This is a genomic window from Streptomyces sp. NPDC032472 (genome assembly GCF_040636955.1).
In the GTDB taxonomy this organism is placed as follows: Bacteria; Actinomycetota; Actinomycetes; order Streptomycetales; family Streptomycetaceae; genus Streptomyces.
Genome location: NZ_JBEZVK010000094.1, coordinates 1 through 19186, shown reverse-complemented (window position 1 = coordinate 19186; position 19186 = coordinate 1). Strand labels below are relative to the sequence as shown.

The window sequence follows — 19186 nt, the reverse complement described above, 5'->3', positions numbered from 1 at the left end:
GAACCCGGCTCCGCCGGGCACCGGGCTCCGCCCGGACCCGCGCCTCAAACGCCGGCGGGGCTGGATGTGCCCCCGCCTCCAAGGGGGCAAGGCTGAAAGGGCCCGCCTCCCAAGGGGGCGAAGCCGAGAGCGCCCGCCGCGAAGGGGGCGGGGCCGTGAGAGTGGGGGTGGGGTTACGCCGGGGCGGGGGTGCCCGGCGGGTGGGACAGGTGGAGGCGGGTGTGGTACCAGCCCGACGTCTCCTTGCCGGTCGGGTCCTCGCCGAGGGCCCGCACGGCGGCCACGGCGCGCCGCTGCTCGCCGGCATCGGTGAAACGCCGCTGCGGACTGGTTTCGGGGTCGCGCTCGACCGTCAGCCCGTACGCCCGCAGGCAGTCGGCGATGCCCCGGTAGTCGTGGGTGCGCAGCACGAACGCGGCCACCGGCACCGGCCGGCCGACGGCGCCGAGCAGCCGGTCGAAGGTGCGCCCGGTGAGGAACGTGGTCCCGCCGGTGACGGTGATCAGGCCGACGCCGCCGGCGGAGCTCCGCAGCGCCTCCCCCGGTTCGGCGGCCTCCAGGTCGTCCGTGTGGCCCTCGTCGAGGAGCCCGGCGGCCACGGCGTAGGCGACGGCGGGCCGGGAGATGTCGACGCCGATCATGCGGACGGCGTCCGGGCGGCGCCGGGCCGCGTAGAACGCACGGTCGCGGGCCAGGAGTTCGGCCGTCGTGAGGCGGGCCGCCTCCGGGGCGGTGTAGTGCGCGTACAGCTCGTCCAGCGTCACGTCGTGGTTCACGAGGGCGGCGTTGATCCCGTACGAGCAGCACAGGTCGAGCACCGTCCGCCGCCCGGGGCCGAGTCCGCGGGCCAGGGCCCGGAAGACCGGCTGGGCGTGGGCGGGGGTCTGGTACGCGTACGGGGCGAGCGCGGTGAAGTAGCCGCGGGGGTCGGGCAGGGCGTACACGTCGTCGAAGCTGGTCATGCCGGCGGCGGTCATCGGCCGGGTCCTCCTCGGGGCGGTTCGGCTGCCTGCGGCATCAGTGGTATCCGGGCGCGTGGGGCGCCCGAAAGGCCGCGGATCCGGCCAACGCGGCGTCCCCCGAGCGGGGCGGCGTAGGGTCGGGGGATGGGGCAGACGCGGCGGACGCTCGAAGGCAGAGTAGCCCTGGTGGCCGGCGGGACGCGAGGGGCGGGCCGTGGCATCGCCGTCCAGCTGGGCGCACAGGGCGCGACGGTGTACGTGACGGGGCGCAGCTCCCGCGGCGGCGGCCGGTCGGAGTACGACCGGCCGGAGACGGTCGAGGAGACCGCGGAGCTGGTCACCGCGGCCGGCGGGTACGGGATCGCGGTGGTCGCGGACCATCTGGTGCCGGATCAGGTCGAGGCGCTGGTCGGGCGGATCGAGGCCGAGCAGGGCCGCCTGGACGTGCTGGTCAATGACATCTGGGGCGGCGAGCGGCTGTTCGAGTGGGAGAGCCCGGTGTGGGAGCACGACCTCGACAAGGGGCTGCGGCTGCTGCGCCTGGCGATCGACACCCACGCCATCACCAGCCACTTCGCCCTGCCGCTGCTCCTGCGGGAGCGGGGCGGGCTGGTGGTGGAGATGACGGACGGCACGGCCGAGTACAACGCGGACCGCTACCGGAACTCCTTCTTCTACGACCTCGCCAAGTCGGCGGTGCTGCGGATGGCGTTCGCGCTCGGGCACGAGCTGGGCCCGCGCGGGGCGACGGCGGTGGCGCTGACGCCGGGCTGGCTGCGCTCGGAGATGATGCTCGACGCCTTCGGCGTGACCGAGGCCACCTGGCGCGACGCGCTGGAGAAGGTGCCGCACTTCGCCATCTCCGAGACCCCGGCGTACGTGGGCCGGGCGGTCGCGGCGCTGGCCGCGGACCCGGAGGTGGCCCGCTGGAACGGGCAGTCGCTGTCCAGCGGGCAGCTCGCCCGCGTGTACGGCTTCACGGACCTCGACGGCAGCCGGCCGGACGCCTGGCGGTACATGGTCGAGGTCCAGGACCCGGACCGCCCGGCCGACACCACCGGCTACCGCTGACCGGGGGCGAGGCGCAGTTCGCGGCCCGGGCCGAGCGGGGCGAAGAAGGCGGCCACCGCCTCCTCGGAGACCTCGCGCAGGTCGGACGGGGACCAGCGGGGGCTGCGGTCCTTGTCGACGACCTGGGCCCGGATGCCCTCGACCAGGTCGGGCGAGCGCAGCGCGTGGCAGGAGGTCCGGTACTCCTGGGCGAGGACCTCCTCCAGGGTGCCGAGCCGCCGGGCCCGGCGGACGGCGGCGAGGGTGACCTTGAGGGCGGTGGGGGACTTCGCGAGGATGGTTTCCGCGGTCTCCTTGGCGGCCGGGTCCCCCTCGGCGAGGAGGCGTTCGACGATCTCCTCGACGGTGTCCGCGGCGTAGCAGCGGTCGATCCAGGGCCGCCGCGCGGCCAGTTCGCCGGGGGCGGGGGTGGCGGCGTACCGCGGGAGCACCTGGTGCGCGGGCTCCTCGGCGAGGGCTTCGGCCAGCTCGGGGAGCAGGGCGGCAGGCACGAAGTGGTCGGCGAGCCCGCACAGCAGCGCGTCGGCGGCCCCGACGGCCGAGCCGGTGAGCGCGAGGTGGGTGCCGAGCAGGCCGGGGGCGCGGCCGAGGAGGTGGGTGCCGCCGACGTCGGGGACGAAGCCGATGCCGGTCTCCGGCATGGCGACGCGGGAGCGCTCGGTGACGATGCGGACGCTGCCGTGGGCGGAGACGCCGACGCCGCCGCCCATCACGATGCCGTCCATGAGGGCGACGTACGGCTTGGGGTAGCGGGCGATCAGGGCGTTGAGGCGGTACTCGTCGCGCCAGAAGTCGGCGGAGGCGGAGGTGCCCGCCTTGGCGTCGTCGTGGATGGCGCGGATGTCCCCGCCGGCGCACAGGCCGCGCTCGCCGGCGCCGCGGATGAGGACCCGGTCGACGGCCGGGTCGTGCGCCCAGGCGAGCAGGGCCTCTTCGATGCGCAGCACCATGGGGTGGGTGAGCGCGTTGAGGGCCCGGGGGCGGTTGAGGGTGATCGTCCCCGTGCGTCCCGTCGTGTGGAACAGGACCGTGTCGTCTGCGGTGTCTGTGGCGTGGTGGCTCTTCACGGCAGCCAGTATCGGTAGCGTGGGCACCGTGCGGAAGATCGTCCTGATGATGTCGGTGTCCCTGGACGGGTACATCGAGGGTCCGGAGCGGCAGATCGACTGGCATACCGTCGACGACGAGCTGCACCGGCACTTCAACGAGGAGCTCTCCGCCGTCGGCGGGTTCCTCCACGGCCGGGTCATGTACGAGCTGATGGCAGGCGTCTGGCCGACGGCGGACGCCGACCCGGCGATCACCGGTCCGATGGCCGAGTTCGCGGACATCTGGCTGCGGACCCCGAAGTACGTGTACTCGCGGACGCTGGAGCAGGAGGACGTCGGCTGGAACTCCACGGTCGTGCGGGACGTCGTACCCGCGGAGGTCGCCGCGCTCAAGGCGGCCGGGGACGGGGACCTGGTGCTGGGCGGGGCGGATCTGGCCGCCGCGTTCCTGCGGCAGGACCTGGTGGACGCGTACCGGATCTACGTGCACCCGGTGCGCATCGGCCGCGGCAGGCCGCTGTTCCCGCGCGAGGGCGGCCCTGTGCCGCTGCGGCTGGAGGGCACGCGCGCCTTCGGCAGCGGGGTGGTCCGGCTGTCGTACGCGCGGCAGTAGCCGGCAGTCCTAGGGCAGCGGGCGCGGGTGGGTGCCCGGGGTGTGGCCGAAGGCCCGCCGGAAGACGTCGATGAAGGCGCTCGCGGAGGACCAGCCGCAGCGGTGCGCGACCGCGGTCACGGGCGTGCCGGCGGCCAGCAGGCGCAGAGACCGGTGCAGCCGCAGCTGGGTGCGCCACTGGGGGAAGGTCATGCCGAGCTCGGCGCGGAACAGCCGGCTCAGGGTCCGCTCGCTGCCCCCGGCCCCGGCCTGCGCCGCGAGCTCGGCCAGCGTGCGGTGGTCGCCCGGGTCCGCGTGGAGCAGGTCGCACACGGCGGCGAGGCGGGGATCCGTCGGGGCGGGCAGGTGCAGGGGTTGCAGGGGCGCGGCGCGCAGCTGGTCGAGCAGGACGCCGAGCATCCGGCGGCGCTGCGGGCTGCCGTCCTCGGGGGCCCGCGTGTAGGCCAGGATCAGCTCCCGCAGCAGCGGGCCCACGGCGATCACGGCGGGGCTGTCCAGTGACAGCGGATCGATGTGGACCGGCAGGCCCACCAGGTGCAGGTCGGTGCGGCCGTAGGCGCGGTGCGCGTGGACGGTCCCGGCGGGGATCCACAGGGCGCGGGAGGTGGGTGCGACCCAGGTGCCGGCGTCGGTGGTGATGGACAGCACCCCGGAGCCGGCGTAGGCGATCTGGTGGTCGTCGTGCCGGTGCGCGTCGATCCCGGTGTGGGTGTCGAGCGCGCGGACGCTGGTCGCGGCCCGCGGGGTGTGGCGGATTTTCTGCATCACCCGGCAATTTATCGGAAGCCGTACGGAGGCGGCAGTGGTGATGCTCGACCGGTGAAGACCTCCGAGACCGCCGACATCCCTGACGCTTCCGGCCCCTCCAGTACCTGTGACACCTCCGGCAGCTCCGCCCCCGGTTCCCGTACCGTGCCGGAGCGGCGGCGGGCCGTGCGGCTCGCGTCCGGGCACGTCTGCGTGGACGTGTACCAGGGCGCCGTCGCCGCGCTCGTCCCGTTCCTGGTCGCCGGGCGCGGGTACGGCTACGCGGCCGCCTCCGGCATCGTGCTGGCCGCCTCGCTGCTGTCGTCCGTCGTCCAGCCGCTCTTCGGGGCGCTGGCTGACCGGCGGCCGATGCCCTGGCTGATCCCGCTGGGCACGGCCGCGGCGGGCGGGGGCATCGCCCTGGTGGGCCTGGACGCGGGCTATCCGGCCACCGTGGCCGCGGTGGCCCTGTCCGGGCTGGGTGTCGCCGCGTACCACCCGGCGGCGGCCCGCCTGGTCCGCACCGGGGCGGGCGGCGGCGGGCACACCGCGATGAGCTGGTTCGCGCTCGGCGGCAACATCGGCTTCGCGTGCGCCCCGCTGCTGGTGGTCGGCGCCCTGTCGCTGCCGGGTGCGGCGCCCTGGCTCCTGCTGGCGCTCCCGGCGGTGCTCGGGGTGGTGCTGAACCGGCCGCGGCCCGCCGCTGCGGACCCGGCGCCGTCGGCCGTGGCGGCGGAGGGGGCCCCGGGGGCGGCGGCCGCCGCCCCCGAGGACGTGCGGGCGTTCCTGCGGCTGTCCCTGGTGGTGGTCGTGCGGTCCGTCGTCTTCATCGGGCTGAGCACCTTCCTCGCCCTGTACGTGGCCGCGCGCGGCGGCGGTGGCACCGGCGGGGCGGCGGCCCTGGTCGCCCTGTACGGCGGCACCGCGGCCGGCACGCTGCTCGGCGGGCGGCTGGCCTCCAGCTGGGGCCGGACCACCGCCGTCCGCCGGGCGTACGCCGTCGCGGCACCCGCCGTCGCCGGCGTCCTCGTGCTGCCGCTGCCGCTCGTGTACGGGTGCGCGGCGCTGGCCGCCACCGCCCTGTACGTGCCGTTCTCGCTGCAGGTCACCCTCGGGCAGGACTACCTGCCGAGCCGCATGGGCACGGCGAGCGGGGTCACGCTGGGCCTGACGGTCAGCGTGGGCGGGCTGGCGAGTCCGCTGATCGGCGCGGCCGCGGACGCCGTCTCGCTGCGCACGGCCCTGCTGCCGCTGGCGGTGCTGCCGCTGCTGGCCTGGGCGCTGGCCCGCCGCCTCCCGGAGCCCGCGCCGCCGGCCCAGGCCCAGGCGCAGCCGCCGTCCCAGGCGGACTGACGGCCGCCGGGGCCGCCCTCAGTCCCGCGGCAGGGCCCGGTGGGCCTGCCAGGCGGCCAGGGCCTCGGCCCGGGCGCCGTCCGGGTGGCGGGCGTGCCAGTCGCGCAGGAACCGGTTGAACTCGAACTGGGCGCCGACCTCCTGCGGTTCGGCGGCCCGGGCGCGGGTGGCGTGCCAGTGGGCGACGGCCTCGGCGAGGGTGTGCCCGGCGCCGTCGGCGATGTAGTCGCGCATGAAGGCGTCGAAGCGGAAGGCGGGACCGATCTCGCGGACGAAGAACTCCCGGAGCACCTGGCTGCACCGCTGTCCCTGCGGGATGACGGTGTCGCCGTCGACGGGCGCGGCGAGCTGTCGCCCGGCGGCCCGGCGAGCCGGGCGGGCCGGTGCGGGCTGCGGGAGCCCGTCGAGCGCGGCGGCCAGCCGGTCGGTCAGCGCGGCCTTCCCGCCTCCGGCGGAGAGCCCCATCCGCCGGGCGAGGACCGACAGTTCGGCCAGCGTCCAGTACCAGCGGCGCAGCTCCGCACCGGTCAGCTCCGGGGTCGGATCGGGACGGGACTCCCCCGCATTCGCACTCATGTTCACATCCTAGGCGGCGCGACACCCGCACCCGGACGCGCCCGCTCCGCCACACCGGGCGGCCGACTCCTGTCGAGCCGCGCGGCACGGCCCGGGTTTCATGAACACGCACGGAAACATGCACTGACCACCGAAGGAGATCGCGTTGACCACCGCAGCCGACCGCGCCCGCCTGACCCTCGACGGCGGCACCGCCCTCGTCCTCATCGACCTCCAGCAGGACATCCTCGCCCTTCCCACCACCCGGCCCGCCGAGGAGGTCCTGGCCAACGGCATGGCGCTCGCGGAGGCCTTCCGCGCGCGCCGACTGCCCGTCGTGCTGGTCAAGGTGGCCTGGTCGCCCGACGGCGGCGACCTGCCCACCACCGACGTCGACCGCCCGGGACCGGCCACCGCCCCGCCGGCCGCGTTCTCCGAGATCCCGGCCGAACTCGCCGCCCTCGGGGACGTCGTGGTGACCAAGCGGCACTGGGGGGCGTTCACCGGCACCGAGCTCGACCTCCAGCTGCGCCGGCGCGGCATCAGCCGGATCGTGCTGGCCGGGATCTCCACGAGCGTGGGCGTGGAGTCCACGGCCCGTACGGCGTGGGAGCACAACTACGCCCTCGTCTTCGCCGAGGACGCCACCGCCGACACCGACCCGCAGTCCCACGCGCACACCTTCGGCAAGATCTTCCCGCGCATCGGAAAGGTGAGCAGCACGGCCGAGATCATCGCTGCTCTGGAGTCACAAACAGGACACCGGAGTTGACGATTCTGCGTCGCGGGTCCGGAAACGATCGGCGCAAAGACCTGACGTGACATCAAATGGCCGGAATTGGCGGCGTTTCGGGTGTGGCTATGCTCATGCCTCGAGTGACTAGGACTTTTATCGATCACTTATGGGCAGAGTGGGGCGGCCGATAAACACCCCCACGTGACCGCAGGACCGGAGAACCGATGGACAGCAACCTCGTCATCCAGCCGCCGACGGCTGGGAGGGCGTTCGACGAGAGCCAAGTGCCGCTCTATTACAGCCGGAAGACGGCGGACATCCTCCACAAATACGGCCCCGGACCCCGGGTCCACTTCCACATGGGCCTGTTCGCTCCCGGTGCGACGCCGAACACCACGGTCTCCCAGCGGGTGCTCAAGCGCCGCATCGTGGAGTCGCAGGAGGCGATCGTCGAGCACGCGGCCCGCTCGTGGGGCGCGTACGCCACCCCGCCCGGGAGCATCCTCGACATCGGCTGCGGGGTCGGCGGCGGCTCCCTGTACTGGGCCCAGGAGCACGGCGCGAAGGTCACCGGCCTCACGGTCGCCGCCGACCACATACCCGTGGTCCACGACTTCGCCCGGCAGGCCGGAGTGGCCGACCGCGTCACCGCGCACCTCTGCGACGTGCACGCGTTCACGACCGAGGACAGGTTCGACGCCGCGTACGCCAACGAAAGCTCCGGCTACATGGACCGCGAGCGGCTCTTCCGCGTCGTCGCGGCGGCGCTGAAGCCGGGCGGCTGGTTCGGCATCCAGGAGCACTTCATCTGCCGGCCCGAGTGGACCTCGTTCATCGACGGCTACTACAAGACGCGCCTGGGCACCCTCACCGAGTACCTCCGCGCCGCCGAGGCGGCCGGTTTTGAACTGGAGCAGGACGAGGACGTGACCGACCGCGTCGCCGAGTTCTGGGTGCAGTCCATGGCCTGGAACACCGCCGAGCTGGACCGCGTGGACCTGCCCGGCGCCCGCTCCGCCTGGTCGCGCGAGCGGCTGCAGGAGTCCACCATCACGCACGGCAAGCTGTTCCGCATCTGGCGCGACCACGCGCTGGAGACGCGGCTGCTGCTGTTCCGTCTGAGCGGGGGCAAGTGACTGTGGCGACTGCGCACGGCCACCCCTCCCGCATCGGCTGGGAACTGCCGCCCTTCTACTGCCCGTTCAACGAGAAACTGATTCACCCCAAGGCAGCGGAGCTGGAGCAGCGGGCCGTCGAGTGGATCGACGCCTTCGGCATCTACCCCGATGCCACCGAGCGCGCCTGGGGCCTGGCCACCCACAGCGCGGACTTCACCGCCCGGATCATCCCGTACGGCGACGTGGAGACGATCCTGCTCTTCATCGAGTGGAACTACTGGGCCAACGCCGTCGACGACTGGCAGGACTCCGGCTCCGCCGCCACCCGCACGGCCGACATCGCCGACCACAGCGTCCGCCTGGTCCGGGCCATAGAGGCTCCCGGATCCGCACTGCTGCCCCCGAGCCCGCTCACCGAGGCGCTTGACGACCTGGTGGCCCGCACCCGCGCCCTGCTCACGCCGTTCCAGCTGCGCCGGTTCACCGAGGGCACCCGGGACTGGCTCTTCGGTGCAGGCTGGCAGACGGCCAACACCGAGCGGAACCTCATGCCCAGCCTGAACGAGTTCGCCGCGATGCGGATGTCGGTCAACGGCACCCGGTTCACGCTCACCTGGTGCGATGCGGCCAACGACATCCGCCTGCCGGCCGACGTGCTCTATTCGGCCCCGGTCCAGGCACTCACCGACGCCGCCGGGTTCATCGTCTCCTGCGACAACGACCTGTTCTCGTACAACAAGGAGGACCACCAGGACCCCTGGGAGCAGAACCTGCTCAACGTGGTGGCGCAGCACCTCGGCTGCACCCCCCGCGAGGCGCTGGTCCCGGCCGTGGCGCTGCGGGACCGGGCCATGACCTTCTTCGTCCGGATGCGCGCGCAGCTGGCGCGCGACGCCGACGAACAGCTGCGCCGCTACCTCGACTCGCTCGGACACTACGTCGCAGGCTGCATCGAGTGGCAGAACCTGGCGCCGCGCTACGCCAGCCCGCGCAACCGCAACGAGCTCCCCGTCGAGGGTTCCTCGTACGGGATCACCTGGCGGGACACACCGAGCGACGGCAGCGCCGAGCCGCTGCCGATCCCGGCGATCGCCTGGTGGTGGCAGCAGCTCGACGCCTGAGGCCCCTGCCGGGGCCGGCGGGGACGGACGTCAGCGCCCCAGCAGCCGGGCCCACCAGGAGCGGCGGGCCGGCCGCAGCGGTACGGGGGCCGTCTGCCGGCCGACCGGTGCCGCGGCCTGGGGCGCGGCGGCAGGGCGGGGCAGGCGCGATGCGGCCGTCACCGTCGCGCCGCGCGGGGTGAAGGTCACCGGAAGGGCGACCAGGTGGCGGGACATCAGCGAGGAGTTCCAGCGCAGCTCGCTCTCGTCCACCGCCAGTTCGAGGTCGGGAAGGCGCGAGAGCAGGCCGTCGATGCCGGTGTCGGCGATGGCCCGGCCGATGTCCTGGCCCGGGCACTCGTGGGGGCCGCCGCTGAAGGCCAGGTGCGAGCGGTTGCCGTGCACCGGGACCGTCGGGTCGGGCCGGATCTCCGGGTCGCTGTTCCCGGCGGCGAGGCCGAGCAGGAGCATGTCGCCGGCCCGGATGTGGCGCCCGCCGAGCTCGGTGTCCCCCGTGGCCCAGCGGCCCAGGATCGTGGTGAGCGGGGGCTCGTCCCACAACACCTGCTCCAGCGCGTCCGGCAGCGTCATGTGGCCGCCGGAGAGGTTGGCGCGGAACCGGCGGTCGGTGAGGACCAGGCGCAGCGTGTTGGCGATCAGGTTGGCCGTCGTCTCGAAGGCCGCGATCAGCACGAGCCTCAGGTGCTCGATGATCTCCGCCTCGGTGAGCGAGGCCGAGTGCTCCAGCAGCCAGGAGGTGAAGTCCCGCCCGGGGGCGACCCGCTTGCGGTCGACGACCTGTTCCAGGGCCTCGGTGACGTAGGCGTTGCTGGCGACGGCCGTCTCGGTGCCCTTGATCATGTCGCGGGCGGCCTCCACCAGGCGGGGGCCGTAGGAGTCCGGCATGCCGACGAGCTGCGTCATCACCAGCATGGGCAGCGGCTCGGCGAAGTCGGTGACCAGATCGGCCCGCCCGGTCTGCACGAACCCGTCGATCAGCTGGTTGGCGAAGCGCATCACGTAGCGGCGGATGCCCCGCCGGTCGAAGCGCTCCAGCGAGTCCGTGACCGCGGCGCGCAGCCGCTCGTGCTCGTGCCCGTCCTGGAAGTTGCACACGGGCTGCCAGGCGGCCACCGGCGTCAGCGGATGGCCCGCCGGGACGTTGCCCTCCTGCATGTCCCGCCAGCGGCGCGGGTCGCGGGAGAAGCGGGAGGGGGTGCGGGCCACGTCGAGGTTCTCGCGGTGGCCGAGGACGAGCCAGGCGGGCAGGTCGCCCTGGACCAGGACGGGGGCGACGGAGCCGTACTCGGCGCGCAGCTTCTCGTACAGGCCCATCGGGTCGGCCTCGGCCTCGGGGCCGTAGAGCCGGTGGGCGGGGCAGCCCGGCGGCGGGACGGCGGCGGGGTCGGGCGCGGGGGTGCTCACAAGGCCTCCGGGGTCGCGGCGAGGGAGTGCAGGTAGCGCATGAGCGTCATCAGGACGTCACGGCTGGAGTCGCGGCGCCGGGCGTCGCAGACCACCAGGGGGACGGACGCGGGCAGGTCGAGGGCCTGGCGCAGGTCCTCCAAAGGGTGTTCGGGGGCGTCAGGGAAGGAGTTGACGGCGACGACGAACGGCACGCCGCGCTCCTCCAGCCGGCCGATCACGTCGAAGCTGACCTCCAGGCGGCGGGTGTCGACCAGGACGACGGCGCCGAGCGCGCCCTCGAACAGGCCCCGCCACAGGAACCAGAAGCGCTCCTGGCCGGGGGTGCCGAAGAGGTACAGCACCAGTTCCTCGTTGATGCTGATGCGGCCGAAGTCCATGGCCACGGTGGTGGAGGTCTTGCGCTCCACGCCTGCGGTGTCGTCGACGCCGACGCCGGCCTGCGTCATCGTCTCCTCGGTGGTCAGCGGCCGGATCTCGCTCACGGAGCCGACCAGGGTCGTCTTGCCGACGCCGAAGCCGCCCACGATCACCACCTTGACGGCGGCGGCGGCCGTGGCCGGCAGCGCGTCCTCGCGCCGCGGCCCGGCCGGGAGGGGCCCGCGGTGGGGTGCCGGGGGCGGCTCAGAGCTTTCGAAGTCCATCGATGACTGCCTCTATCAGTGCCAGGTCGGGGAGTTTGGCGGGGGCGACGGGCGGACGGGAGAGCACGTGTCCGGCGGTGAGCAGGTCGCCGAGGAGTACGGTGACCACGCTCACCGGAAGGCCGAGGTAGGCGGAGATCTCGGCCACCGACAGCGGTGAGTGGCACAACCGCATGATCGCCGCGTGCTCCGGCTGCATCCCGGGCCTGGGCCCCGACTTGGCGACGATCAGTGTGACCAGGTCGAGCGTGGCGGGGTTCGAGGCCCCGCTGCGCCCGCCCGTGATCACGTACAGCCGCTCGGGAGTGCCGTCTTCCCAGTCCCGGCCCGGGTTGCTCACGCGGAGAGCCCGTCGCGCCGCGGCGGGCTGCTGAGGTGCTCTCCGATCCGGGCGACGAGGTCGCGCATCCGCTGGCCCATCAGGCCGGCGTCCACGCCCTCGTCGGCGAGGACGGCGAGGTAGGCGCCGGAGCCGGCGGCCATCAGGTAGAAGAAGCCGCCGTCCATCTCGATGACGACGAGCCGCATCCGCCCGCTGCTGTGCGGGAGTTCGGCGGCGACGGCGCCGGCGAGGCTCTGGAGTCCGGCGCAGGCGGCGGCGAGCCGGTCCGCGGTGTCGGTCTCCGCGCCGTACTGCGCCATGCGCAGGCCGTCGGCGGACAGGACGATGACGTGGCGGGTCTGCGGGACGCTCTCGGCCAGGTCCTTGAGCATCCAGTCCATGTTGGCCAGGTTGGTCTGCGGCTGACTCACGGCTGTTCCCCCTTGCTCGCCGCGGCCGGCGAGGCGTCTGTGTTCTTGCTTGCTGCGCCGCTGCGGCTCGCGACGGTCTTGCTGCTGGTCTCCCCGGTCAGGCCGCCCTGGAAGGCGGCCAGCCACATCCCGGGCTGGACCTCGGGCTGCGGTTCGGGGTCGGGTGCGGCCCCGCCCCGGGCGGCGGCGGCCGGGTCGGGTGCCGGGCCGGCGGTGGTGCCGGGCAGGTCGGTCGCGGCCACGCGGGCCCGGCGGCGGCGTTGCGGGAGGCCGGTGGCGGTCCGCTCGGTGACGACCGGTACGTCGTCGGCCTCGGACCAGTGCTGCGGGCCGGTGGCCGACCGGGGCTGCGGCAGGGTGCCGGCCACCCCGTCGGCGGGGGCACCGGCAGCCGAAGGCCCGGACGGAGCGGCCGCGGACCTGCCGTCCCTGCCGTCCGGCGCCCCCGGGCGCTCCGGGGCCGGCGGGAGGGCGGCCCGGGGGCCGGAGGCGGTGCCGATGCCGTGGGCGACGCCGGTGGCCGCGGAGGCGGTGGTGATCAGGGCCTGCGGGATGACCAGGACGGCGCGCACGCCTCCGTACGCGGACGAGCGCAGGGAGACCTGGAAGTCGTACGCCTGGGCGAGCCGGCCGACGACCGCGAGGCCGAGGCGCGGCGTCTCGCCGAGGTCGGTGAGGTCGATGCCCTGCTGCGCCTGGCGGAGCATGCGCTCGGCGCGCTTGCGGGCCTCCTCGCTCATGCTCACGCCGCCGTCCTCGATCTCGACGGCGATCCCCGAGTTCACGTCGACCGCGGTCAGGTGGACCTTGGTCTGCGGCGGGGAGTAGCGGGTGGCGTTGTCGAGGAGCTCGGCCAGGGCGTGGATGAGCGGTTCGACGGCAGGGCCGACGACGGCGACCTGGGAGACCGAGTGGAGTTCGACGCGCTGGTAGTCGATGATCCGCGACATGGCGCCGCGCAGCACGCTGTAGAGCGGGACGGCCTTGGACCACTGGCGGCCGGGCCGGGCGCCGCCGAGGACGGCGATGGAGTCGGCGAGGCGGCCGATGAGCGCCGTGCCGTGGTCCAGGCGCAGCAGGTCGCCGAAGACCTCGGGGCTGCGGCCGTGGCGGTCCTCCATCTCGCGCAGCTCCTGCGCCTGTTGGTGCACGATGGCCTGAACGCGACGGGCGATGTTGACGAAGGCGCGCTGGGCGGAGTCGCGCAGGTCCTCCTCGGCGACGACGGCTTCGAGGACGGAGCGCAGCACGGCATGGTGGGCGGCGCGGAACTCGGGGGTCAGGCCGGGGCCGTGGGTTCCGGGCTCTTCGAGGGAGGCGAGCACCTCCTCGGGGAACTCCCCCTTGCGCAGGCGCTCCACCACGTCGGGGAGCAGTTCCTGGGCGAGGCGTACGGTCTCGGTCTGCTGCCGGTACAGCGCCGCTTCCTGCGCGGCGACCGCGGCGCGCAGGAGGGCCACGGCCTTGCCGCGCCGGGCGGCCTCACCACAGGCGAGGGCGACGGCGACGAAGGCGAGCGCACCCACCCAGGCCACGGGCGTGCGGGCGGGTGCGGACACCAGCGCCACGGCGACGGCCGCGGCGACGGCGGTCGCCGCGGCAGGCAGCGCCCATAGGGCAGGTGAGGTGGGCCCTGGACTTCCGGGCGACGATCCCACGCGAACCATCAGAACCCTCAAACGATCGAAAGCGAATGATCATATGACAACGGCCCGGAATCCTAGCGCCTTCGGCGCGTGGGTCTTGACAGCAGGTCATGATCCGGACACAGCGGGCTGGTTGCCGACGTCGGATCTGGCCGGAACCCGTATGCGGGCCGGTCGGAGGGGGATCGGCGGCGAAATCGGAGCCCCGTGGCAGCCGACCGGTACCCCGCGCGGAACGTCCCCTTCCTCCCCGGTAACAATGATCTTCGAGCCGGAGGTGACCAACCGGTTCGTCAGCACAACCACGGAACAGGAGCGCACGCGTTGAACCAGCAGGCGCGCGAACAGGCCCACCCCTTCCTGCACCAGCACGAGCGGCTCATCGCCGCATGCGCCTATGAACTCGGCCCCGGCGTGCCGTACCCGCCCGAGTCTCTCATCTCCCCGCCGGAGCCCTCCTCGCTCAGCCGGCGGATCGAGGCGAAGGTGCCGCGCCCGCTGCGGGAGCTGGTCAAGTCCCAGCTGGATCCCCGGCACTCCAAGCCCGCCGCCGCGGCGAGCGCCCTCGACCGCGCACCGGACGCGGTCGACGCGCTCGGCAGCCGGCTGATGCACGGCAACAGCATGGAGGGCGGCTGGCAGAGCGCCGCCGGCCGCTTCGTCGTCAGCCGCGCGAGCGCCCGGGGCTCGGTGGCGGGCGTCCTCGCCATCACCGACCGCCGGTTCTTCGCGCTCACCGACGTCTCCCCGCTGTGGCGGACGACTCCGGCCATGAAGCAGTACTGGGAAGCACCGCGCTCCGCGGTCTCGGCCCTGCGCGCCAACCCCAAGGGCATGCTCCAGAAGGGCCGGATGGACATCGAGTTCACCGACGGCTCGTGGGTCGCGGTGCTCGCCTCGCCGGCCGCCCACGCGGCGCCCTTCGCCCAGGCGGCCGCCTACCACCGCTGACCCGCTGCGGAGCCCGGCGGCCTCAGCGCGAGGTGTCGAAGACCTCGTCGCGGACGGCGGTGAGGGCGTCCTCCAGGGCGCCCCGCAGCACCGGGCGCTCGCGGACCTCGCCGAGCACCAGGGGCGGACGGAACACGGACAGCCCGTCGAGCTCGGCCTCGACGAGCTCCCGCAGCGGCTCCCCTCCGGCGAGCATCAACCCGCCCGACAGCACCACCAGTTCGGGGTCGAGGACGGCTGCGATCGAGGCCAGGCCGGTGGCGACACCGACCGCGAACTCCTCCAACAGCGCCCGGTACGGCCCGCCCCGGGCCCGTGCCGCATGCTCCACCACGGCGGTGGCCACCCGGAGCACCGACTCCTGCGGGGGCCGGCCGCCGAGGGGCCGCAGGCCCTCGATGTCGGCGCGGTAGTCGATGCCGAGGCGCTCCGCGATCCGCGGCACCGCCTCGCAGCCGGCGAGGTCCTGGTAGCCGCCGGTCTGCGCCGCGCCGACGTTGCGGACGAGGGGGGTTCCGGGCACGGGCATGAAGCCGACCTCTCCCGCACCGCCGCTGCGGCCGCGGTGGAGCCGCCCGCCGAACATCAGCGCGCCGCCGATGCCCTCCTCGTTCCACAGCAGGAAGAAGTCGTCCCGGCCGCGGGCGGCCCCGCCGCGGTGCTCGGCTACGGCGGCCAGGTTCACGTCGTTCTCGCACCGGACCGGCACCGCCAGCCCCTCGGCGAACTCGGCGGCCAGCGTGGGCGATTGCCAGCCGGGGAGGTGGCTGGGGTAGCGCAGCCGGCCGTCCTTCGGGTCGAAGGCGAGGGGCGTGCCGATGACGACCCGGTTCAGCGCCCCCGGGGCGAGGCCCGCCGCCCGGGCCGCACCCGCGAGGGCGGCCTCGACCTGGCGGACCTCGGGGCCGAGCCGTTCCGGGTCGGCCAGTTCGTACGTGCCCAGCGTGCGGCCCGTCAGATCGGCGACGGCCGCGGTGATCAGACCGGGGGTGACGTCGAGTCCGGCCGCGTACCCGGCGGCCGCGTTGACGGTGTACAGGACGGCGCCCGGGCCCCGGTGGCCGGCGGAGGTGCCGCTCTCCACCACCAGGCCGGCCTCTTCCAGCCGGGCCAGCATCTGCGAGGCGGTGGGCTTCGACAGCCCCGTCAGCCGGCCGATCTGGGCCCGCGAGAGCTCTCCGTGGGCGAGCAGCAGGTCCAGTGCGGCTCGGTCGTTCATCGTCCGCAGTACCCGGGGGACCCCGGGAGTCGTCGCCTTGTTCACACGAGCCCCGAGCTCCGATCGGCAGGTTGGTTTTCAGTCTATCCGCCGATCAAGGCCCCGGGCCCGGCGCCGTCACAGGCCCGGGAACATGCCGTAGTAGCCGCCGATCCGGCTGCGGTACTCCCGGTCCTCCTCCAGGAGCTCGTCCCGTACGAACGGGGGCGCGTTCTTGATCTGCTCCTTGGTCAGGCCCACGTGGACCTTCTTCTCGCCCATGTCGATGCCCGTCACGGTCCCGGCGGGCAGGAGGACCTCCTTGCCGAAGATCCACGGGCCGGTGTCGACCACGAGATAGGCGTCCTCGACCTCGTCGGAGTGCTTGTCCACCTTTCCGATGCTGCCGTCGGCGGCCTCCACCTTGAATCCGGTCAGGTCCGCGTCCGTGATGCGGCCGACCGTGACGCGGTAGGCCCAGACATTGCCGTCCATGGGGGAACAGCTCCTTTCTCGGTTCACCGATCGATGCTTCGGCATGTGTACGCCGCGTCTGCCCCCAGGCACCGCCCGTACACCTTGCAGGCCGCGTGGAAGCGTTTTTACCGTTTTATGTGGAACGCGCGGGGCAGGCGGGAGTCGGGACGGGCCGAGCCCGTTTTCCGAAGCGGCGTACTGAACCCCCGTACCGAAGCCCGTACCGAACCCCGTACCGAAGCCCGTGCCCCGCACGACGACCGGATCGGAGAAGCCGCATGAACGTCCCGCAGTCCGGCCCGGGCCCCCGCGCCCCCGACCCCTCCGCCCGCGCGGCCCTCTTCGACGTCGACGGCACGCTCACCGACACCAACGCCCTGCACGTGACCTCCTGGTGGGAGGCCCTGCGCCAGGCCGGACACCACATCCCCACGCACGCCGTCCACCACGCCCTGGGCCTGCCCGGACGGGACCTGGTGGCGCACCTGCTGGGCCCCGACCGCGACCGGGACGAGGACGAGCGGATCAACACCGCCCACGACGTGCTCTACGCGACGTACTTCGACCGGATCGCCACCACGCCCCGTGCCGGGGACCTGCTGCACGCGCTCGCGGCCGACGACTGGCGCGTCGTCCTGGTGACCTCGGCCTCGGGGGCCGAGCTGTCCGCGCTGCGCCGGGCCATCGACGCCGACGACGCGATCTACGCCACCACCAGCGCGGACGACGTCGACCGGGGCAAACCCCACCCGGAACCCATCCACCAGGCCCTGGAGCTCGCCGGGACCGCGCACGGCAGGGCGGTGTTCGTCGGGGACAGCGTCTGGGACATGCGGGCCGGCCGGAACGCGGACGTGGCCTGCATCGGGCTGCTCTGCGGCGGCATCCCCTCGGCGGACCTGGAGGCGGCCGGCGCCGACTCCGTACGGCAGGACCCGGCGGACCTCCTCCACAGCCTCCGCACCGGCCCCTTCGCACAGGTCGGCACCTGACCCGCGGCACGGCACCCCCGACGACACCACCGACAGCAACGGCAAGGCAACGGCACACGAGCGGAGCTGACATGACCCCCCACCGCGACCCCGACCGTTCCCCGTCCTCCCCCGACCCGGAACGCCTCCTCTGCATCTACCTCAACGACCACCTCGGGGGCTCGGCGGCCGGCGTCGCCCTCTCCCGCCGCATGGCCCGCGCCCACCGCGGCACGCCCTCCGAGGCCCCCCTGGCCGCGCTCGCCAAGGAGATCGCCGAGGACCGCGACACCCTGCGCGAGGTCATGACGGCCCTGGACGTGCCCGTGATGACGGCCCGGTCCCTGGCCGGCCGGCTCGCCGAGAAGGCCGGCCGGATGAAGCTCAACGGCCGGATCGTCTCCCGCTCCCCGCTCAGCGACGTGCTGGAGCTGGAAGCGCTGCGTCTGGGCGTGGAGGGCAAGCTGCTGATGTGGCGCTGCCTGCAGAGCATCGCCCGCACCGACGGCCGCCTGACCGACCACCGGATCGACGAGGCGGCGCTCGACCGCATGCTGTTCCGCGCCGCGCGGCAGATCGGGGTCCTGGAGCGGCTGCGCCTCGCGGCCGCCGAGCGCGCCTTCGCTCCCGGCGCCGAGGAGTCCGTACGGGCGCGGCAGGGCGCCGAGCGGACGGGGCGGCACCACCGGCGCCCGTTCCACCGGAAGGCCGGGTGGGCGTCATGAGGGTCGTCGTCACCGGAGCCACCGGCAATGCCGGCACCAGCGTGGTCCGCGCCCTGGCGGCGGACCCCGCCGTCACGGACGTCCTGGGCATCGCCCGGCGCGTCCCGCGCCACGAGGTCCCCGGAGTGCGGTGGGCGGCCGCCGACGTCGAGCCCGGGCGGGCCGACCTCGACGAGGTCTTCGCCGGAGCGGATGCCGTCGTCCACCTCGCGTGGAAGTTCCAGCCCACCCACGACCCCGTGGAAACCTGGGCCACCAACGTGCTGGGCAGCATCCGCGTCTTCGAGGCCTGTGCCCGTACGGGCGTGCGCGCCCTGGTCCACGCCTCCTCGGTCGGCGCCTACTCGCCCGGACCCGAGGACGGGCGCCCCGTCGACGAGTCCTGGCCCACCCACGGCTGGCCCGGCGCGGCCTACACCCGCGAGAAGGCCTACCTGGAGCGGTACCTCGACGGCTACCAGCTCGGCCACCCCGATCTGCGGGTGGTCCGCATCCGGCCCGCGTTCCTGTTCAAGCGGGCGTCGGCGTCCGAGCAGCGGCGGATCTTCGCCGGCCCGCTGCTGCCGTGGAAGCTGGTGCGGCCGGGGTTCATCCCGGCGCTGCCCGCCGTGACCGGGCTGCGGTTCCAGGCGCTGCACACCGACGACGCGGCCGAGGCCTACCGGGCGGCCGTCCTGCGCCCGGTCCACGGGGCGTTCAACCTGGTGGCCGACCCCGTCATGGACACGGCGGCCGTGGCCCGGCTGCTCCACGCCCGTACCGTGCCGATGCCCGCCGGAGCCGCGCGCGCCGCGCTGGCCGCCGCATGGCGGATGCACCTCGCTCCGGCCGCGCCGGGACTGCTCGACGCGGTGCTGCGGCTGCCGCTGCTGGACGCGGGGCGCGCCCGGGCGGAGCTCGGCTGGGAGCCGGCCCGTACCGCCACGGAGGCGGTCGGGGAGTTCCTGGAGGGCCTCCGCGAGGGCGCCGGCCTCGACACCCCACCCTTGGCCGCCGAGCATCGACGCGGTGAACGTCGACGGCGGGATGCAGGCCTGGGACGGCGCCGGGCGCCCGATGGTGACCGACAACGGGACCCCGGCCTTCGTGCTG

Annotated in this window: 21 protein-coding genes; 10 read left to right on the top strand and 11 right to left on the bottom strand. The window is 74.0% G+C overall.

What is annotated here, in order from left to right; all coding sequences use genetic code 11:
- Positions 1-173 precede the first annotated feature (173 nt).
- Positions 174-977 (bottom strand): hypothetical protein, encoded by an 804-nt coding sequence (locus AB0F11_RS34205; RefSeq protein WP_362182461.1) that lies wholly within the window; start codon positions 975-977, stop codon positions 174-176.
- A gap of 129 nt (positions 978-1106) precedes the next feature.
- Between AB0F11_RS34205 and AB0F11_RS34200 the strand changes: the two genes are divergently transcribed.
- Entirely contained in the window at positions 1107-2033 is a 927-nt protein-coding gene (locus AB0F11_RS34200; protein ID WP_362182458.1) for an SDR family oxidoreductase, read from the top strand.
- Here AB0F11_RS34200 and AB0F11_RS34195 read toward each other — a convergent pair.
- Positions 2024-3100: an enoyl-CoA hydratase/isomerase family protein gene (locus AB0F11_RS34195; protein ID WP_362182455.1), complete on the bottom strand. Its 1077-nt coding sequence runs from the start codon at positions 3098-3100 to the stop codon at positions 2024-2026. The genes AB0F11_RS34200 and AB0F11_RS34195 overlap by 10 nt on opposite strands.
- 28 nt (positions 3101-3128) lie before the next feature.
- Here AB0F11_RS34195 and AB0F11_RS34190 point away from each other — a divergent pair, with 28 nt between their 5' ends.
- Positions 3129-3695, top strand: a complete 567-nt coding sequence (locus AB0F11_RS34190; RefSeq protein ID WP_362182453.1) for a dihydrofolate reductase family protein — start codon at positions 3129-3131, stop codon at positions 3693-3695.
- Between the two features lie 9 nt (positions 3696-3704).
- Here the strand turns inward: AB0F11_RS34190 and AB0F11_RS34185 are convergent, their stop codons facing one another.
- The gene (locus AB0F11_RS34185; RefSeq protein ID WP_362182450.1) at positions 3705-4460 is read right to left on the bottom strand and encodes a helix-turn-helix transcriptional regulator; all 756 of its coding nucleotides are present in this window, start codon (positions 4458-4460) and stop codon (positions 3705-3707) included.
- A gap of 147 nt (positions 4461-4607) precedes the next feature.
- Here AB0F11_RS34185 and AB0F11_RS34180 point away from each other — a divergent pair, with 147 nt between their 5' ends.
- Positions 4608-5795, top strand: coding sequence for an MFS transporter (locus AB0F11_RS34180; protein ID WP_362182467.1), 1188 nt, complete (start codon positions 4608-4610; stop codon positions 5793-5795).
- A gap of 18 nt (positions 5796-5813) precedes the next feature.
- Here AB0F11_RS34180 and AB0F11_RS34175 read toward each other — a convergent pair whose 3' ends face one another.
- Complete coding sequence (locus tag AB0F11_RS34175; RefSeq protein WP_362182447.1) at positions 5814-6371, bottom strand: DUF6434 domain-containing protein; 558 nt, start codon at positions 6369-6371, stop codon at positions 5814-5816.
- A gap of 145 nt (positions 6372-6516) precedes the next feature.
- Between AB0F11_RS34175 and AB0F11_RS34170 the strand changes: the two genes are divergently transcribed.
- From AB0F11_RS34170 to AB0F11_RS34160, 3 genes are all read left to right on the top strand, one after another.
- Entirely contained in the window at positions 6517-7122 is a 606-nt protein-coding gene (locus tag AB0F11_RS34170; protein WP_362182444.1) for a hydrolase, read from the top strand.
- 188 nt (positions 7123-7310) lie between these two features.
- A complete protein-coding gene (locus AB0F11_RS34165; RefSeq protein ID WP_362182441.1) occupies positions 7311-8222 on the top strand; it encodes a methyltransferase domain-containing protein in 912 nt (303 codons plus the stop codon).
- On the top strand, positions 8219-9325 hold the full coding sequence (locus AB0F11_RS34160; RefSeq protein ID WP_362182438.1) for a hypothetical protein: 1107 nt from the start codon (positions 8219-8221) through the stop codon (positions 9323-9325). The genes AB0F11_RS34165 and AB0F11_RS34160 overlap by 4 nt, the downstream gene beginning before the upstream one ends.
- 30 nt (positions 9326-9355) lie before the next feature.
- On the opposite strand, the gene AB0F11_RS34155 is transcribed toward AB0F11_RS34160, so the two are convergent.
- From AB0F11_RS34155 to AB0F11_RS34135, 5 genes are read right to left on the bottom strand one after another with little or no spacing between them, the layout of a single operon-like run.
- A complete protein-coding gene (locus AB0F11_RS34155) occupies positions 9356-10729 on the bottom strand; it encodes a cytochrome P450 (protein ID WP_362182435.1) in 1374 nt (457 codons plus the stop codon).
- Positions 10726-11373, bottom strand: coding sequence for an ATP/GTP-binding protein (locus tag AB0F11_RS34150; protein WP_362182432.1), 648 nt, complete (start codon positions 11371-11373; stop codon positions 10726-10728). The genes AB0F11_RS34155 and AB0F11_RS34150 overlap by 4 nt, the downstream gene beginning before the upstream one ends.
- Positions 11354-11713, bottom strand: a complete 360-nt coding sequence (locus tag AB0F11_RS34145) for a DUF742 domain-containing protein (protein ID WP_362182429.1) — start codon at positions 11711-11713, stop codon at positions 11354-11356. The genes AB0F11_RS34150 and AB0F11_RS34145 overlap by 20 nt, the downstream gene beginning before the upstream one ends.
- Positions 11710-12096: a roadblock/LC7 domain-containing protein gene (locus AB0F11_RS34140; protein WP_362182464.1), complete on the bottom strand. Its 387-nt coding sequence runs from the start codon at positions 12094-12096 to the stop codon at positions 11710-11712. The genes AB0F11_RS34145 and AB0F11_RS34140 overlap by 4 nt, the downstream gene beginning before the upstream one ends.
- A gap of 26 nt (positions 12097-12122) precedes the next feature.
- On the bottom strand, positions 12123-13793 hold the full coding sequence (locus tag AB0F11_RS34135) for an ATP-binding protein (protein ID WP_362182426.1): 1671 nt from the start codon (positions 13791-13793) through the stop codon (positions 12123-12125).
- 303 nt (positions 13794-14096) lie between these two features.
- Between AB0F11_RS34135 and AB0F11_RS34130 the strand changes: the two genes are divergently transcribed.
- Complete coding sequence (locus tag AB0F11_RS34130; protein ID WP_362182422.1) at positions 14097-14723, top strand: hypothetical protein; 627 nt, start codon at positions 14097-14099, stop codon at positions 14721-14723.
- 22 nt (positions 14724-14745) lie between these two features.
- Here AB0F11_RS34130 and AB0F11_RS34125 read toward each other — a convergent pair whose 3' ends face one another.
- Positions 14746-15942: an ROK family transcriptional regulator gene (locus AB0F11_RS34125; RefSeq protein ID WP_362182419.1), complete on the bottom strand. Its 1197-nt coding sequence runs from the start codon at positions 15940-15942 to the stop codon at positions 14746-14748.
- Between the two features lie 117 nt (positions 15943-16059).
- Positions 16060-16416 carry a PRC-barrel domain containing protein gene (locus AB0F11_RS34120; protein WP_362182416.1) on the bottom strand — a complete coding sequence of 119 codons (357 nt, stop codon included), beginning with the start codon at positions 16414-16416 and terminating at the stop codon, positions 16060-16062.
- A 260-nt stretch (positions 16417-16676) separates the two neighbouring features.
- Here AB0F11_RS34120 and AB0F11_RS34115 point away from each other — a divergent pair, with 260 nt between their 5' ends.
- From AB0F11_RS34115 to AB0F11_RS34105, 3 genes are all read left to right on the top strand, one after another.
- On the top strand, positions 16677-17390 hold the full coding sequence (locus AB0F11_RS34115; RefSeq protein WP_362182413.1) for an HAD family hydrolase: 714 nt from the start codon (positions 16677-16679) through the stop codon (positions 17388-17390).
- Positions 17391-17461: 71 nt separating this feature from the next.
- Positions 17462-18094 carry a hypothetical protein gene (locus AB0F11_RS34110; RefSeq protein WP_362182410.1) on the top strand — a complete coding sequence of 211 codons (633 nt, stop codon included), beginning with the start codon at positions 17462-17464 and terminating at the stop codon, positions 18092-18094.
- Positions 18091-19186 (top strand): NAD-dependent epimerase/dehydratase family protein (locus AB0F11_RS34105; protein ID WP_362182407.1); only part of this gene is annotated, 1096 nt, incomplete at its 3' end. The genes AB0F11_RS34110 and AB0F11_RS34105, both read left to right, overlap by 4 nt.